Origin of the sequence: Phenylobacterium sp. (genome assembly GCF_004799395.1) — a bacterium.
In the GTDB taxonomy this organism is placed as follows: Bacteria; Pseudomonadota; Alphaproteobacteria; order Caulobacterales; family Caulobacteraceae; genus Phenylobacterium.
This window is the reverse complement of sequence record NZ_SSMZ01000022.1, coordinates 1-14,292: the sequence shown is the minus strand read 5'-3', so window position 1 is coordinate 14,292 and position 14,292 is coordinate 1. Positions and strand designations below refer to the sequence as shown.

16 protein-coding genes are annotated in these 14,292 nt (G+C 68.8%); 10 read left to right on the top strand and 6 right to left on the bottom strand.

Annotated elements, in window-relative coordinates; genetic code table 11:
* The 3 genes from E8A12_RS01855 to E8A12_RS01845 form a co-directional block, all read right to left on the bottom strand.
* Positions 1–279: DUF3253 domain-containing protein (locus E8A12_RS01855; RefSeq protein WP_293366052.1), on the bottom strand; the 279-nt coding region annotated here is incomplete at its 3' end.
* A gap of 2 nt (positions 280–281) precedes the next feature.
* The gene (locus E8A12_RS01850) at positions 282–1,430 is read right to left on the bottom strand and encodes an acyl-CoA dehydrogenase family protein (RefSeq protein WP_293366051.1); all 1,149 of its coding nucleotides are present in this window, start codon (positions 1,428–1,430) and stop codon (positions 282–284) included.
* Between the two features lie 3 nt (positions 1,431–1,433).
* Positions 1,434–2,630: an acetyl-CoA C-acetyltransferase gene (locus E8A12_RS01845; RefSeq protein WP_293366050.1), complete on the bottom strand. Its 1,197-nt coding sequence runs from the start codon at positions 2,628–2,630 to the stop codon at positions 1,434–1,436.
* A 159-nt stretch (positions 2,631–2,789) separates the two neighbouring features.
* Between E8A12_RS01845 and E8A12_RS01840 the strand changes: the two genes are divergently transcribed.
* The 5 genes from E8A12_RS01840 (at position 2,790) to E8A12_RS01820 (ending at position 6,725) form a co-directional block, all read left to right on the top strand.
* Positions 2,790–3,263, top strand: a complete 474-nt coding sequence (locus E8A12_RS01840) for a PaaI family thioesterase (protein ID WP_293366049.1) — start codon at positions 2,790–2,792, stop codon at positions 3,261–3,263.
* 61 nt (positions 3,264–3,324) lie between these two features.
* Complete coding sequence (locus tag E8A12_RS01835) at positions 3,325–3,681, top strand: GFA family protein (RefSeq protein WP_293366048.1); 357 nt, start codon at positions 3,325–3,327, stop codon at positions 3,679–3,681.
* Between the two features lie 6 nt (positions 3,682–3,687).
* Positions 3,688–4,695 (top strand): MsnO8 family LLM class oxidoreductase, encoded by a 1,008-nt coding sequence (locus E8A12_RS01830; RefSeq protein WP_293366047.1) that lies wholly within the window; start codon positions 3,688–3,690, stop codon positions 4,693–4,695.
* Entirely contained in the window at positions 4,692–5,612 is a 921-nt protein-coding gene (locus E8A12_RS01825; protein ID WP_293366046.1) for an MBL fold metallo-hydrolase, read from the top strand. Before E8A12_RS01830 ends, E8A12_RS01825 begins: the two co-directional genes overlap by 4 nt.
* Before the next feature lie 33 nt (positions 5,613–5,645).
* Entirely contained in the window at positions 5,646–6,725 is a 1,080-nt protein-coding gene (locus E8A12_RS01820) for an FAD-dependent monooxygenase (protein ID WP_293366045.1), read from the top strand.
* Between the two features lie 6 nt (positions 6,726–6,731).
* Here E8A12_RS01820 and E8A12_RS01815 read toward each other — a convergent pair whose 3' ends face one another.
* Genes E8A12_RS01815 through E8A12_RS01805 form a run of 3 tightly spaced genes read right to left on the bottom strand, consistent with a single transcriptional unit; the run spans position 6,732 to position 9,531 of the window.
* Positions 6,732–7,541: a hypothetical protein gene (locus E8A12_RS01815; protein WP_293366044.1), complete on the bottom strand. Its 810-nt coding sequence runs from the start codon at positions 7,539–7,541 to the stop codon at positions 6,732–6,734.
* The gene (locus E8A12_RS01810) at positions 7,538–8,149 is read right to left on the bottom strand and encodes a glutathione S-transferase family protein (protein WP_293366043.1); all 612 of its coding nucleotides are present in this window, start codon (positions 8,147–8,149) and stop codon (positions 7,538–7,540) included. Before E8A12_RS01810 ends, E8A12_RS01815 begins: the two co-directional genes overlap by 4 nt.
* Positions 8,146–9,531, bottom strand: a complete 1,386-nt coding sequence (locus E8A12_RS01805) for a nucleoside transporter C-terminal domain-containing protein (RefSeq protein ID WP_293366042.1) — start codon at positions 9,529–9,531, stop codon at positions 8,146–8,148. The genes E8A12_RS01810 and E8A12_RS01805 overlap by 4 nt, the downstream gene beginning before the upstream one ends.
* Before the next feature lie 170 nt (positions 9,532–9,701).
* Between E8A12_RS01805 and E8A12_RS01800 the strand changes: the two genes are divergently transcribed.
* From E8A12_RS01800 to E8A12_RS01780, 5 genes are all read left to right on the top strand, one after another.
* Positions 9,702–10,799: a hypothetical protein gene (locus E8A12_RS01800; protein WP_293366041.1), complete on the top strand. Its 1,098-nt coding sequence runs from the start codon at positions 9,702–9,704 to the stop codon at positions 10,797–10,799.
* Between the two features lie 190 nt (positions 10,800–10,989).
* Complete coding sequence (locus E8A12_RS01795; protein ID WP_293366040.1) at positions 10,990–12,132, top strand: ABC transporter permease; 1,143 nt, start codon at positions 10,990–10,992, stop codon at positions 12,130–12,132.
* Positions 12,129–12,893 (top strand): ABC transporter ATP-binding protein, encoded by a 765-nt coding sequence (locus tag E8A12_RS01790; protein ID WP_293366039.1) that lies wholly within the window; start codon positions 12,129–12,131, stop codon positions 12,891–12,893. The genes E8A12_RS01795 and E8A12_RS01790 overlap by 4 nt, the downstream gene beginning before the upstream one ends.
* An 11-nt stretch (positions 12,894–12,904) precedes the next feature.
* Positions 12,905–13,879 (top strand): biotin/lipoyl-binding protein, encoded by a 975-nt coding sequence (locus tag E8A12_RS01785; RefSeq protein ID WP_293366038.1) that lies wholly within the window; start codon positions 12,905–12,907, stop codon positions 13,877–13,879.
* A 211-nt stretch (positions 13,880–14,090) separates the two neighbouring features.
* On the top strand, positions 14,091–14,292 hold a 202-nt coding region (locus E8A12_RS01780; RefSeq protein WP_293366037.1), incomplete at its 3' end, for an SDR family NAD(P)-dependent oxidoreductase.

Sequence of the window (14,292 nt, the reverse complement as noted above, 5' to 3'; positions counted from 1 at the left end):
CGCCGCATTCTCGGGCGCCTGGAATGTAGGGTCGCCCGCCATCGGCAGGCGCAGCCGATAGACGCCCTTGAAGTCCCCCGGATCGGCCGGCTTGTTGTGCCGCAGGATCACCAGCCGGTCCTGGCGCGCCAGGCCGCGGGCGACGGCGCGCACATGGCCCAGGGTCCGGCGCCAACTCTCCGGATCGGCGGCGCGAGCCACCTCCTCCGGCGAGATCGACTTGCCCGGCGCGACCTTGGCCAGCAGGTCGAAGATGGCGGATTCCAGCGTCTCGCTCATGGCTAGCCGCCGCGCTTCAGGGTCTCGCGGGCGATGACCACCTGCTGGATCTGGCTTGTGCCCTCGTAGATGCGGAAGATGCGCACGTCGCGGTAGAGCCGCTCGATCCCGTGGTCGGCGACGTAGCCGGCGCCGCCGAAGATCTGCACCGCCCGGTCGGCCACCCGGCCCACCATCTCGGAGGCGAAGTACTTGGCGGCCGCGGCCTCCATGGTCACCGACTGGCCTGCGTCGCGTTTGCGGGCGGTTTCCAGTGTCAGCGCCCTGGCGGCCAGGCTCTCGGTCTTGGAATCGGCGATCATCCCCTGCAGGAGCTGGAAGTTCGACAGCGCCTGGCCGAACTGCTTGCGCTCGGACATGTAGGCCACGCAGTCCTTGATCAGCCGCTCGGCGACGCCGACGCAGACCGCCGAGATATGCAGCCGGCCACGGTCCAGCACCTGCATGGCGACCTTGAAGCCCTCGCCCTCGCGGCCCAGGCGGTTGGCGACCGGCACGCGGACGTTGTCGAAGATCACGTCGCAGATGTGGGCGCCCTGCTGGCCCATCTTCTTCTCGGGCTTGCCCACCGACAGACCCGGCAGGTCGCGCTCCACGAGGAAGGCCGAAACGCCGGCGGCGCCCGGCTTGTCCGGATCCGAGCGCGCCATGACCGTGAAGAGGTCGGCCTTGTTGGCGTTGGTGATGAACCGCTTGGAGCCGTTCAGCACATAGACGTCGCCGTCCAGGATCGCGCGGGTCTGGACGTTGGCGCTGTCCGACCCGGCCTCCGGCTCGGTGAGGGCGAAGGAGGTGATGATCTCGCCGGACGCGATCCCCGGAAGGTATTTCTGCTTCTGATCCTCGGTCCCGAACATCACCAGCCCCTGGCTGCCGATGCCGACGTTGGTGCCGAAGGTGGAGCGGAACGCGGGACTGGTGCGCCCGAGTTCGACGGCCACCAGGCACTCGTCCTCCATGGAAAGGTCCAGGCCGCCGTAGGCTTCCGGGATCGACAGGCCGAAGAGGCCGAGGGCCTTCATCTCCTCGACCACTTCGGGCGGCATGGCGTCGTCCTCGGCCACCTTGGCCTCCAACGGCCGAAGGCGTTCGGCGACGAACCGGCGGACGGTGTCGATCAGCTGTTCGCGGGTCTCGAGATCGAGCGCCATGGGTCAGGCGCGCTCGAAGATCGCGGCGATGCCCTGGCCGCCGCCGATGCACATGGTCTCCAGGCCGTACTTGCCGTCGCGCCGTTGCAGCTCACGCAGCAGGTTGGCCAGGATCCGCCCGCCGGTCGCCCCGATCGGGTGGCCGAGACTGATGCCCGAGCCGTTGACGTTCAGCCGGTCGCGCTCATCCCAGCCCCAACCCTTCAGCACCGACAGCACCTGCGGGGCGAAGGCCTCGTTCAGCTCCACCAGGTCGATGTCGCTCCAGCCCAGGCCGGTCCGTTCGAAGAGGCGCTTCACCGCCGGCACCGGGCCGATGCCCATGCGCGAGGGATCGCAGCCGGCGGCGGCCCAGCTCACGAAATAGCCCATCGGCTCCAGGCCGAGCTCCTCCAGCTTGTCTTCGGCGACCACCAGGCAGGCGGCGGCGGCGTCGTTCTGCTGGCTGGCGTTGCCGGCGGTGACGACGCCGTCCTTCTCGATGGGCTTCAGCTTGCCGAGGCTCTCGGCGGTGGCGTCGGCGCGCACGCCCTCGTCCATGGCGAAGACGATCGGGTCGCCCTTCTTCTGCTTCACCGAGACCGGCACCAATTCGTCGTCGAACTTGCCCGCCGCCCAGGCGGCCGCCGCGCGCTGGTGGCTCATGGCGGCGTATTCGTCCGAGGCCTCGCGGCTGATCTGATAGTCGCGCGCCAGGTTGTCGGCGGTCTCGATCATGCCGCTGATCACCCCGAAGCGTTCGATGGGCTGGCTCATCACCCGGCCGCGGGCCAGACGGTCGTGCAGGGTCACCGAGCCCATCCGCGCGCCCTTGCGCATGTCGGTGGTGTAGTACTCGGCGTTGCTCATGCTCTCGACGCCGCCGGCGATCACCACGTCGGCCACGCCGGTCTGCACCATCATCGCCGCGTCGATCACCGCCTGCAGGCCCGAGCCGCAGCGGCGATCGAGCTGATAGCCGGGGATCTCGATCGGCAGGCCCGCCGCCAGCGCCGAATAGCGCGCGATGCAGGGCGCTTCGCCGCTGGCGTAGCCTTGGGCGAAGATCACGTCGTCGATCTTCTCCGGATTGATCCCGGTGCGCTCGACCAGCGCCTTGAGGACCACCGCGCCCAGTTCGCCCGCCGTCACGTCGGAGAGCGCGCCCAGGTACTTGCCGACGGCGGTGCGGATGGGGGAGACGATGGCGGCGCGCTTCATGATGTCCTGGTCGCGTTTAAGGTCCTGAAGGGAACGGACCTATAGCGCGTCCCCCGGCGCGGCGTCCAAGGCAGATGACAGGCTCCCTGGCCGGCTCTTTCCCAACCGCCCCGCCCATGCTTTACGAACCGACTTGGCGGGTCTGGGAGTGCATCGCGCATGGACGGCGGCGAGATCATCGACAACTACGCGTCCAAGCTGCAGGTCGTCACCGAGGGCGAGTGGGCCGGTTGGAGCTGGTATCCGGGCGGCGATCCCTTCGAGGACCTGGCCGGGCCGTTCTATTGCCGCCTCGACGAGCAGGGCCGCCGGGTCTGCGCCTTCAAGGCCGAGAAGAAGCACATGAACGGCGGGATGTTCATGCACGGCGGCTGTGTGATGACCTTCGCCGACTTCTGCCTGTTCTGGATCGCCCAGGACGCCATCGCCGGCACCCGCAGCGTCACCGCCACCTTCAACGGCGAGTTCGTGGGGTCGGCCGGGATCGGCGACCGCGTGGAGTGCGCGGGCGAGGTGGTGAAGGCCGGGCGCTCCATGGTCTTCGTCCGCGGCCTGATCGTGAACGCCTCGGAAGGCGGCGCGCCGATGATGAGTTTTTCCTCGGTCCTGAAAAAAACCGGTCCGCGTACCTAGATATCCCGACTGGACAGGTCTCGCCGCCTGATCCCCCATAGGTTGGGTACGGAGGACCAGGATGATCGAGGCCGCCTGCCATTGCGGGGCTGTGAAGCTGACCGCGCCTGACGCGCCCAAGGCGGTGACGGAGTGCAACTGCTCCATCTGCCGCAGGCTCGCCGCCCGCTGGGCCTATTACAAACCGTCGGAAGTGGGCCTGCCAAAGCCGGGATCGACCCAGCCCTACGTCTGGGGCGACCGGATGCTGGCTTTCCACCGTTGCAGGACCTGCGGCGTCACCACCCACTGGCAGAGCCTCGACGGCGCCCAGGATCGGATGGCGATCAACGCGCGGCTGATGGACGGCGTCGACTGGCCGGCCATGCGCATCCGCAAGTTCGACGGCGCCGACACCTGGACGTACCTGGACGAGTGACCGCGAGTGATCCTGTCCGCCCTCGACCTTTCCCCCGTCACCGGCGACGCCACCCAGGCTGAAGCGGTCCGCGAAACGATCGAGATCGCCAAGGCCGCCGAGCGGCTCGGCTATCACCGTCTGTGGCTGGCGGAGCACCACAACATCTCCGGCCTCGGTTCGCCGGCGCCGGAGATCCTGATCGCCGCCCTCACCCAGGCGACAAGCACCATCCGCCTGGGGTCCGGCGGCGTTATGCTGGTCAACTATTCGCCGCTGAAGGTGGCGGAGGTGTTCATGGAGCTGGAGGCGCTGGCGCCTGGCCGCATCGACCTCGGCCTCGGCCGCGCGCTGGGGACCGACGCACGCACCGGCGGCGCCCTGCGCTCGGTGGGGTCGGAAGCCTTCCCGCAGTATTTCCAACTGCTCACCACCTGGCTGCTGGACGCCTCAGGCAAGGTCCCGATCGGCGACGACGGCCCGCTGCGCGAGATCCACGCCAACCCCTCCGGTCCCTCGCATCCGGACGTCTTCGTGCTGTGCACCTCGCAGGAGAGCGCCGCCTTCGCCGGCCAGATGGGGGTCGGCATGGTGTTCGCCGAGTTCATCGCCCGGGCCGACGGCGGCCCGGCGGTGGCGGCCTACCGCAAGGCCTTCCAGCCGTCGGCCTTGCGCGCCGAGCCCTGGGCGGGGATCGCGCTCATCGCCTATGCCGCCGAAACGGCCGAGCAAGCCTGGACCGAGGACGCACTGCGCCGCGCGGCCAACGTCTCCATGCTGTCGGGCCGCCGGCGCCGGTTCCGCGACCTCGCCGGCGCCGAGATCTTCCTGGCCGAGCACGAAAACACGCCCGTGCGCGCCCTGGTCGAGGCCCGCTCCATCGCCGCCGACCCGGCGACGGTTCATGCCCGGCTGGCGCAGAAGGCGCGCGAGGCAGACGCCGACGAGGTCTTCGTCATGGCGACCGGGCCTTCCCTGCAGGCCCGAATCCGCTCTCTTGAGTTGATCGCCGCAGCTCACGGAACCGCCGCATGAGGCTCGCCGCCGCCGCCGCCGCCGCCATCGCCCTCACCCTCACCCTGGCGCTGCCCGGGATGGCGCTGGCCAAACCTCTGTTCCAGCCCTGGATCGACGGGACGCAGGCCAGCGAACCCCAGATGCAGGTGCAGGCGTATGACGCCGACACCTATGTCATCCGGCAGTCGGTGAAGACCAACTTCGAGGCGCCCTTCCTCTATCTGCTGTTCGGCAAGGACCGCGCCTTGCTGCTCGACACCGGGGCCGGCGGCCTGAAGGTGCGCCCCACCGTCGACGGCGTCATCGCTGACTGGCTGAAGGCGCACCACCGAACCGCAATCCCGCTGGTCGTCGCCCACTCCCATAGCCACGGCGACCACCGCATGGGCGACGTGGAGTTCAAGGACCGGCCCGACACCGTCGTGGTCGGCTGGACCGCGCCGGAAGTCGCCGCCTTCTTCAAGATCGCTGACTGGCCGAACCAGATCGCGAGTTTCGACCTGGGCGGCCGCGTGCTCGACATCGTGCCCACGCCCGGCCACCACCCGTCGCACATCATGGTCTTCGATCGCCGCACGCGGCTGCTGCTGTCTGGCGACACCCTCTATCCGGGGCGGCTCTATGTGCCGGCCAATGATTTCGCCGACTACAAGGCCAGCATCGACCGTATCGCAGCCTTCACCAAGGACCGCCGCGTCAGCCACATCCTGGGCGCCCACATCGAGATGACCACCACGCCCGGCAAGGACTATCCCCAGGCCGCGCCGTCGCATCCGGACGAGCATGCGCTGGAGCTGCCCTACGCCGACCTTCTCGAACTGCAGGCCGCCGTGCGCAAGATGGGCGACACCGCGGTGAAGGACGTGCACGACGACTTCATCGTCTTCCCGCTGCCGCCCCGGCCGCCGGCTCCGGCGCCGAAACCCGCAGGCTGAACCGGCGCTGCGGCGGCGCGTTCGAGGACTGTCATGTCGGCCAAGCCCAAGATCCTGATCGTCGGCGCCGGGCCCTGTGGCCTCACCGCGGCCCTTGAGCTGGCGCGCCGCGGCTTCACCGCCCGCATCATCGACAAGGAGCCCGGCCCGACCCCGCTCTCCAAGGCCGTCGGCATCAGCCCGCGCAGCCTGGAAATCCTCGAGCCCACCGGCGTCACCGAGCGCCTGCTCGCGAAGGGCATTCGCATGAAGGGGGTGCAGGCGCGATACGAGGACCGCGAGCTCGCGACCATCGAGGTCTCGCGCATCCCCCACCGCTTCAACTTCCTGCTCGCCCTGGCGCAGAGCGAGACCGAGGCCGTCATGGAGGAGGTGCTGCGCGGCCTGGGCGTGACGGTGGAGTGGAACGCGGAGCTGACCGGCATCCGCCCGGCCGGCGCCAGGGCGCAGGCCGATGTCTCGGGCGCCAGGGGCGGGACCTTCGACTATGTCTTCGCCGCTGACGGGTCGCACAGCCGCGTCCGCGACATCCTGGGCCTGGGTTTCACGGGCTACACCCACAAGCGCACCTGGAGCATCGCCGATGTGGTGATCCCGGACTGGCCGTTCGCCGAGGCGACCGCCATGGCGTCACTGCATTGCACCGGTGACATGGGCTTCATCATCCCCATCGGGCCGAAGCGGTTCCGGGCGATCTCCAACACACCCGACCCGCTCGGCCACATCCCAGGCGCGTCGAGCGCCCAGGTCAGCCAGAGCGGCACGTTCCACATCCCGGTGCGCCAGGCCGACCGCTACCAGGCCGGCGGCGTCTTCCTCGGCGGCGACGCGGCGCACGTGCACTCGCCAATCGGTGCGCGGGGCATGAACCTCGGCATCGAGGACGCACACGCCTTCGCCCAGCGTCTCGCGGAGGGGACGCTAGACGGCTACACCGCCGAACGCCACCCGATCGGGCGCCGCTGGATCGTGCTCAGCGAGCGGATGCTGGGCGCCGTGCAGTCCTCCAATCCGCTGCTGATTGCTGTCCGCAACCTGGCGATCCGCACGATCGGGCGGCTGCCCGCCCTGCAGAAGCCGATGATGGAGCGGATCGCGGGCCTGCGGGAATAGCGCGCCCTAGTCGGCGACCTTCCAGGCGCCGTTCTCCAGCACCAGGCTCGCCCAGCTGCCCCGGCCCTGCAGGGCGACCGCCGTGGACTGGCGCACGACCACCCGTTTGACGGCCTTCAGGTCCTTGATCATCTGCGGCATGGCCTGGGCGGCCTGCTTGAGAACCTCGGGCGGCATCTCGCCGATGCGCGAGACCTTGGAGGAAAGCGCCACGGCCGCCGGCAGGTCGCCGCGCTGCAGCGCCTCAGCGCGCGCGATCAGCACCCGGATCTGCTCGCTCGCCTGGGCCGCCGGGCCCTGCAGGTCGGCCTGCACCGGATCGGTGAACACCGGGGCGCTGAAGCTGAACTTGACGTCGGACCCGTCGTCATAGTCGCCCGAGACCCGGTTGGCGCTCACCTCCAGCCGCTTGAAGATCCCCGCCGAATTGGCCATCGAGAGGTTGGTCAGCGAGGCGCCCAGCTCCTTGGGCTTGGATAGCATCGTGACGTGCATGGCCGTCGGGCTTTTCGGTGCGAACTCCAGCATCAGGCCGCTGACCGCCGCCTCCCGCGCCATCCCGAGCACCGGCGGGAACCCGACCCCATAGAGAGAGGCGATCGGGACCTCGATATCGGAGAGCACAACGCGGATCTGCGGGCCGTTTTCCAGCAGGCCTTCGGCATTGTCCTGACTGAGCGCGATGGCGTGCTTGAGATCGAACTTCGCCCCGTCGAACGCGAAGGCCCCGGATGCGACGCCGGGATCGAGCGCCAGGGCCGGCGCCGCCAGCGCCGCCAGGCTCGCGCCCAGCACCAAGCGGCGGGTGGCGCTCATGCCTTGGCCCCCGGCCGCTCGCGCATGGCCTCCAGCCAGCGGTTCAGGTGCGCCAGCTCCTCCGGCGGCCTCAACCGCACGATGCGCGCGAAGTCGATGCCGACGGCGGCGACGATATCGGCGATGGTCAGCCGCTCGGCGGCCAGGAACGGGCTCTCGCCCAGCCGCCGGTCGAGGACCTTCAAGGCGTTCAGGCCGGTCTTCTGGTTCCACTCGGCGACTTCCGGCGCCGGGGTCTCCAACGCCGCGAAGGCCGGATGGCTGAGCCGAACGCCCAGCATGAAGGGCGTGGCCACCAGCATTTCGGCGCGGCGCGTCCACATCTCGATGACCGCCGCCTCCTTGGGCGTGGCGCCGAACAGGTTGGGCTCCGGATAGACGCTCTCCAGAAAGCGGCAGATGGCCAGGGACTCGGTGATGGTGGTCCCGTCATCCATCTCCAGCATCGGCAGCTGCGGCAGGCCCGCCTTGGCCAGGTAGGCCGGCTGCTTGTGCTCGCCGTCCGGGATGCTGACCGGGACCACCTCGATGTCGGTGATCCCCTTCTCGGCCATCACCCAGCGCACGCGGCGCGGGTTGGGCGCGATGGGAGCGTCGTAGAGTTTCATGGCTTGGCCGGGGCGTGATCGGGGGTGGACGCCGCGGGCGGCGTGGGATTGGGCGCGAGCGTGGGCGCCAGCACCGGCGCGGGCTTGGGCGGCGGAGGTTCGTGGCCGAACAGGGCCGATGGCATGACCCCCACCACCGAGGCCGTCAGGCAGGTGGCGAGGAAGCCCGCCATCATCGCCTTCCAGACCATGCCCATGATCTCGGCGCGGCGCTCCGGCACCAGCACCGAATAGCCGGCCACGTTGATGCCCACCGAAGCGATGTTGGCGAAGCCGCAGAGCGCATAGGTCATGATCACCCGCGTGCGCTCGTCGATGGCGCCGGGCGGAATGCCGCCCATTCGGATGAAGGCGGTGAACTCGGTCAGCACCAGCTTCACGCCCAGCAGCGAGCCCGCCGTCGGCGCGTCGGCCCAGCGGATGCCCAGCGCCCAGGCCAGGGGCGCGAAGATCACGCCCAGGATGCGCTCCACCGAGACCGGCTGGCCGCCGACGCTGGGAAGCATCCCCAGGATGCCGTTCAGCATCGCCACCAGGGCCACGAAGACGATCAGGGTCGCGGCCACGTTGAGTACGATGGAGAGGCCATCGGAGGTGCCCTTGATCAGGGCGTCGACCGAGCTTTCATAGACCTTGTCCTCCACCGGATTGTCCGGATCGGAGACCTCATTTCCCGGCACGCGCGGCACCAGTATGCGCGCCAGCAGCACCCCGGCCGGGGCGGAGATGATCGATGCGGTCAGGACGTGGCTGGCGGCGTTGGGCAGGACATCCTTCAGGATGGTCGCATAGGCCACCATGGTGGACCCGGAGACGCAGCTCATCCCCACGGCGATCAGCATGAAGAGTTCGGAGCGCGAGAGGCTCGGCAGGTAGCTGCGGATGAAGATCGGGCCCTCCACCTGGCCCATGAAGATGGTGGCGGCCGTGGCCAGCGCCGGGGGCCCGCGCAGGCCCATGGTCTTTTCGAAGACCACGCCGAAGCCCTGGGTGATCCACTTCAGGATCCGCCAGTGCCAGAGCAGCGCCGCCAGCGCGCAGACCACCAGGATCACCGGCAGCACCCGAAAGGCGAAGACGAACAGCGAGCCCGGGTTGGTCAGCACATAGGGCTGGTCCGGGGTGCCGGCCAGGAAGCCGAACACGAAGGCGACGCCGGCCTGGGTCGAGGCCGAAAGCCCGTCCACCGCATGGCCGACGCCCTCCAGGCCTGCGCGCAGGGCCGGCAGGCCGAACAGCGCCAGGACCAGCGCTGCTTGCACCAGCACGGCCCCGATCGCCAATTTCCACGGGAACAGCCGGCGGTTCTCCGAAAGCGCCCAGCAGATACCGATGGCCAGCGCGATGCCCACCAGGCTCTGCGCATTTTCCAGTCCGAACATTCGCCAGCAGCCCCAACCGGCCGCGAGTCAGCAGCCCCCTCGTCGATAGAGGGCCAGATGCTCGGCCGGCGCAAGATTGCCGCCTGTCGGGTCCCGCGGAGTCTGTTAGACTCTGTGGCTCAAAACGGATGGGCGCCGGCCGATCAAGAGCGCCCGCAAGGGAGGCTATGATGCGGACAGGCGTTTCGGTCGCGGTGATGGCGGCGTGTCTCTTGGCCTTCGGCGGCGCGGCCCAGGCGGCCGATGCCCCAGCCAAGGCCAAGCCCGCACCCATCCCACGAACCAGCTACGGCAAACCCGACCTGACCGGCGTCTGGTCCAACGCCTCGGTGACCAACCTCACCCGCGCGCCCGGCGTGACCCGTCTCGCGGTCGGCAAGGACGAGGCCGCCAAGCTCGCCGCCGACAGCCCCTTCCAGAAGCTGGCCCTGGCCGAGGAAGGCGCCTCGAACCTGGACGACAACCTGCTCAAGGACGGCAACAGCGACCGCGGCTACAACACCTTCTGGATCGACCCGGGCAAGAGCCTGGCCAACGTCAAGGGCGAGTACCGCACCTCCTGGATCGTCGAGCCGGCGAACGGCCAACTGCCGGTCTCCGACGCCGGCCGAAAGCTGATGGCCGCCGCGCGCGCCGAGCGGCAGAAGAACCTGTTCGCGGGGCCGGAGTACCTGCCCCTGTCGGAGCGTTGCCTGATCGGCTTCACCGGCTCCGGCGGACCGGGGATGCTCAACACCATCTACAACAACAACTATCAGATCGTGCAGACGCCGGACGCGATCGTCATCGACGTGGAGATGGTCCACGACGCGCGCACCGTCCCGCTGTTCAAGACCAAGGCCGAGGCCCTGGCTCACCATCGCCCGGCCGCGATCTCGCCCTGGCTGGGCGACAGCGTCGGCTGGTGGGACGGCGACACCCTGGTGATCGACACCGTCAACGTGAACCCGGAGGAAGGCCGCAACGGGCCGATCTTCCTGTCGGAGAAGGGCCACGTGACCGAAAAACTCAGCCGCGCCTCGAAGGACCAGATCTTCTACGAGTTCCAGGTCGACGACCCGGTCTATTACACCCAGGCCTGGCGCGCGGAAGAGAGCCTGAACGCGCGCAAGGAGCAGGTCTACGAATACGCCTGCCACGAGGGCAACTACGCCATGACCGGCATCCTGGGCGGCGCGCGCAAGCAGGAAGCCATGGGAATCAAGCCGTCCATGGGGCCCGGCATCTTCGGCACGCCGATCCCGGAAAAGGCCAAGGGCGGCGAATAGCTGCCGCTCGGCGGCGGATTACAAAGGTTTAATCGGACCGCCCGCATCTGGCGTCGGCGCTTCGCGCCTCTTGCTGGTTGAGCGCGTTTCGCGACGGCGTGGGCTGGCCTGTTACCCCGGTGTTACCGGGATTTAACTGGTCCCCGGGGCCGGGCCGCGACATCTCGCGTTCGAACGGGAGATTGTCGCGATGTCGCTGGCCCTGGCCACGCTGCTCTACGAGTGGAAGCGCTACAGCGCCGCGATGGTGGCGCTGGCCTTTTCGGGCCTGCTGGTCCTGGCGCAGGTCGGCATGTTCACCGGCATCGTGAACTCGATCACCGCCTCGATCGACCGCTCCCGCGCCGACCTGATGATCCTCGGACCCAAGAACGACAGCCTGATCAACTCCGGGCCCAATGGCCTTCCCGAGCGCATCCAGCCGCTGATCTATCTCAACCCACAGGTCGTCGAGGTTGAGAGCCTGGACGGCGACGGCGCGCCGTGGATCAACACGCCCGAGCCCGGCAAGAAGGCGGTCCGGACCTTCGTCAACACCTTCGACGTCGATCCCCGGCCTGGCTCGGTCACCCTTCCCATCGACTACCCGGAGTCCGTCCGGCTGGCCTTGCTTGAGCCCTATGCGGTGGTGGTCGACAAGACGGCCCTGGCGACGCTCGGCACGCACCTCGGCGCGACGGCCAGCCTGAACGGCAAGACGGTGCATGTGCGCGCCCTCCTGGAGAACTACGCCAACGTCGACCAGCCGGTCGTCTACATGTCGCGCGACACCATGCGGTTGCTCGGCATGGGTCCGAAGAACGGCAAGACCGGTCCTCTGATGGTGCGCCTGCGCGACCCCGCTCAGGCGATCGCCGTGCGCGATCAGCTGAACTCGATCGCCAACGGCGCCTACAAGGCCTGGAGCAAGCCCGACCTCGCCGCAGCCAACCGCAAGGCCCTGATGGGCGAGCAGATCATCGGCATCTTCCTGGGCTTCTCGCTGTTCCTGGGCCTGCTCATCGGGGTCGGCATCACCTCGCAGACCCTGCGGGGCGCGATCCTGGCCAGCATCAAGGAATTCGCCAGCCTGCGCGCCCTCGGCGTGTCCCTGGGTTCGCTCAGCAAGATCGTCCTGGAGCTGTCGCTGTGGGTCGGCGTGGCCGGCCTCCTGGCCACGGCCCTCTTCACCTTTGGCGTCTACCTGCTGGCCGCCAAGTTCAACATGCCCATGGGCTTCCCCATACCGTGGGTGATCACCGTGGTGATCCTGCTCACCGTCATCTCGATCCTCTCGGGGCTCTTCTCCCTGGGCGTCCTGAAGAAAAGCCAACCTGCGGACCTGCTGCGATGAGCTCTGAACCCGCCTCCCCGAAGCCGGCCCTCGTCGCGCGCGGCCTGAAGAAGCGCTTCAAGACCGGCCGCACCCATATCGAGGTCCTGAAGTCCGTGGACTTCGAGGCCCTGCACGGCGAAGTGACCATGGTCATGGGCCCGTCGGGCTCCGGCAAGTCGACGCTCGTCGCGGCGCTTTCGGGCCTGCTGCGGCCGGACAGCGGCCAGGTGCAGGCCATGGACCAGGACCTCTGGAGCCTGAAGCCCGGCAAGATCGACCGCTTCCGCCTCGACCACTGCGGCTTCATCTTCCAGGGCTTCAACCTGTTTCCGGCGCTGACCGCGCTCCAGCAGGTCGAGATCATCCTGAAGTACAAGGGCTACTCGCGCGCCGAGGCCCGGCACAAGGCCGCCACCGCGCTCACCGAAGTGGGCCTGGAGATGCGCATGAACTCCCGCCCGTCGGAGATGTCGGGCGGCGAGAAGCAGCGCGTCGCCATAGCGCGAGCGTTGGCCAAGGATCCGCAGCTCCTGTTCGCCGACGAGCCGACCAGCGCTCTGGACGGCGAGAACGGCCAGATCGTGATCAAGCTCCTGCAGCGCGCCGCCAAGTCGTTCGGCGCCGCGGTGGTCTGCGTGACCCATGACCCGAGGCTGGAAAGCTACGCCGACCGCATCATCCACATCGAGGATGGCCTCATCCTCGACGACCGCCGCGCCGACCCCTTGTCGGTCGCGGCCGACCAACAGCAGCTCCATCCCGCATTCGCCGGGGCCTAAGGACCAAAGTCATGCTTGCCCTCGCCCGCAGCCGCATCTTCTGGATCGTCGCCGTCCTCGTGCTTGTGCTGGGGGCCGGCGGCGTCGTCCTGTCCCAGCAGGCCAACGCCAAGAAGGCCGTGGCCGCCAAACAGGCCGCCGCCAACGCGCCCAAGAGCCCATATGTCGCCATCGCCAACGGCAAGGCCGACGTTGAAGGCGGCGTGATCCAGGTCGCCGCCCGCACGGCAGGCGTCATCAAGGAGGTCAACGTCCAGGAAGGCGACGAGGTCGTGAAGGGCCAGGTCCTGGCCCGGCTAGAAGATGAACAGCCCCGGCTGGCGGCCCAGGAGGCCCAGGCCGAGCTCGACCAGGCCAAGGCCCAGGTCGCGCTGCTGCAGGTGCAGATCTCCACCGCCAAGCGCGAGTTCAGCCGGCTGCAGGGGCTGATCGCCTCCAACTACGTCGCCCGCCAGCAGGTCGACCAGGCGCAGGACGCGATCCGCGGCGCCGACGCGAGCCTCGCCGCCCAGAACGCCGCCATCATCACCGCCCAGGCCAAGCTCAGCGAGGCCAAGTACAATCAGGAACTGACCATCATCCGCGCCCCGGCCAACGGCCGCATCGTGCGCCGCTACGCCAACCCCGGCGCCGGCGCCTCGACACTGAACGTCTCCAACATGTTCGACCTGGAGCCCAAGGCCAACCGCATCGTCCGCGCCGAGATCTCCGAAAGCGCCCTGCCCTTTGTGGTCATCGGCCAGACCGTGCAGCTGTCGCCGGAAGCCGATCCCGGCAAGGTCATCGCCGGCAAGGTGATCCGCCGCGCGGCAGTGTTCGGCGCGCGCAAGCTGCAGTCCGACGATCCCACCGAACGCAGCGACGAACGCGTGGTCGAGGTGGTGGTCGGCACCGACGGCGCTCCCTTCCTGATCGGCCAGCGGGTGCTGGTGAAGTTCATGCGCACCCAGCAGCAGGCCCAGGCGAACACTCCGGCGGCGGGATAGACGCCGGGCGATCCGTCCTATCCTCCCCAAGGGCCAGACGGATCGCACTGCGGCCAAGGTGGGCTCGCACCCAAGAGCGAGGCTCCCGCCCTGGCTTTCGCCCGCCCCGGTCTCTCACCGGGGCGGGCGTCTTCGTCTTGACGCCCTCCTCGCCGCGCCGCACAAGGCCCGCCGAATTCGCGTCAGCGTAGACCTTTAAGAGGACTTCCCCATGGCGGACATCCGCTTCGACGGCAAAGTGGCCATCGTCACCGGCGCAGGCGGGGGCCTCGGCCGCCAGCATGCGCTCGAACTAGCCCGGCGCGGCGCGCGCGTGGTGGTCAACGACCTGGGCGGTTCGGTGGACGGCTCCGGCGGCGGATCGGACGCCGCCAACGCGGTGGTGGAGGAGATCAAGGCCTTCGGCGGCGAAG

Bases quoted from the DNA above. Each gene is read 5' to 3' on its own strand.
- E8A12_RS01850 (WP_293366051.1), bottom strand. From the start codon at position 1,430: ATGGCGCTCGATCTCGAGACCCGCGAACAGCTGATCGACACCGTCCGC.
- E8A12_RS01845 (WP_293366050.1), bottom strand. From the start codon at position 2,630: ATGAAGCGCGCCGCCATCGTCTCCCCCATCCGCACCGCCGTCGGCAAG.
- E8A12_RS01840 (WP_293366049.1), top strand. From the start codon at position 2,790: ATGGACGGCGGCGAGATCATCGACAACTACGCGTCCAAGCTGCAGGTC.
- E8A12_RS01835 (WP_293366048.1), top strand. From the start codon at position 3,325: ATGATCGAGGCCGCCTGCCATTGCGGGGCTGTGAAGCTGACCGCGCCT.
- E8A12_RS01825 (WP_293366046.1), top strand. From the start codon at position 4,692: ATGAGGCTCGCCGCCGCCGCCGCCGCCGCCATCGCCCTCACCCTCACC.
- E8A12_RS01820 (WP_293366045.1), top strand. From the start codon at position 5,646: ATGTCGGCCAAGCCCAAGATCCTGATCGTCGGCGCCGGGCCCTGTGGC.
- E8A12_RS01815 (WP_293366044.1), bottom strand. From the start codon at position 7,541: ATGAGCGCCACCCGCCGCTTGGTGCTGGGCGCGAGCCTGGCGGCGCTG.
- E8A12_RS01810 (WP_293366043.1), bottom strand. From the start codon at position 8,149: ATGAAACTCTACGACGCTCCCATCGCGCCCAACCCGCGCCGCGTGCGC.
- E8A12_RS01805 (WP_293366042.1), bottom strand. From the start codon at position 9,531: ATGTTCGGACTGGAAAATGCGCAGAGCCTGGTGGGCATCGCGCTGGCC.
- E8A12_RS01800 (WP_293366041.1), top strand. From the start codon at position 9,702: ATGCGGACAGGCGTTTCGGTCGCGGTGATGGCGGCGTGTCTCTTGGCC.
- E8A12_RS01795 (WP_293366040.1), top strand. From the start codon at position 10,990: ATGTCGCTGGCCCTGGCCACGCTGCTCTACGAGTGGAAGCGCTACAGC.
- E8A12_RS01790 (WP_293366039.1), top strand. From the start codon at position 12,129: ATGAGCTCTGAACCCGCCTCCCCGAAGCCGGCCCTCGTCGCGCGCGGC.
- E8A12_RS01785 (WP_293366038.1), top strand. From the start codon at position 12,905: ATGCTTGCCCTCGCCCGCAGCCGCATCTTCTGGATCGTCGCCGTCCTC.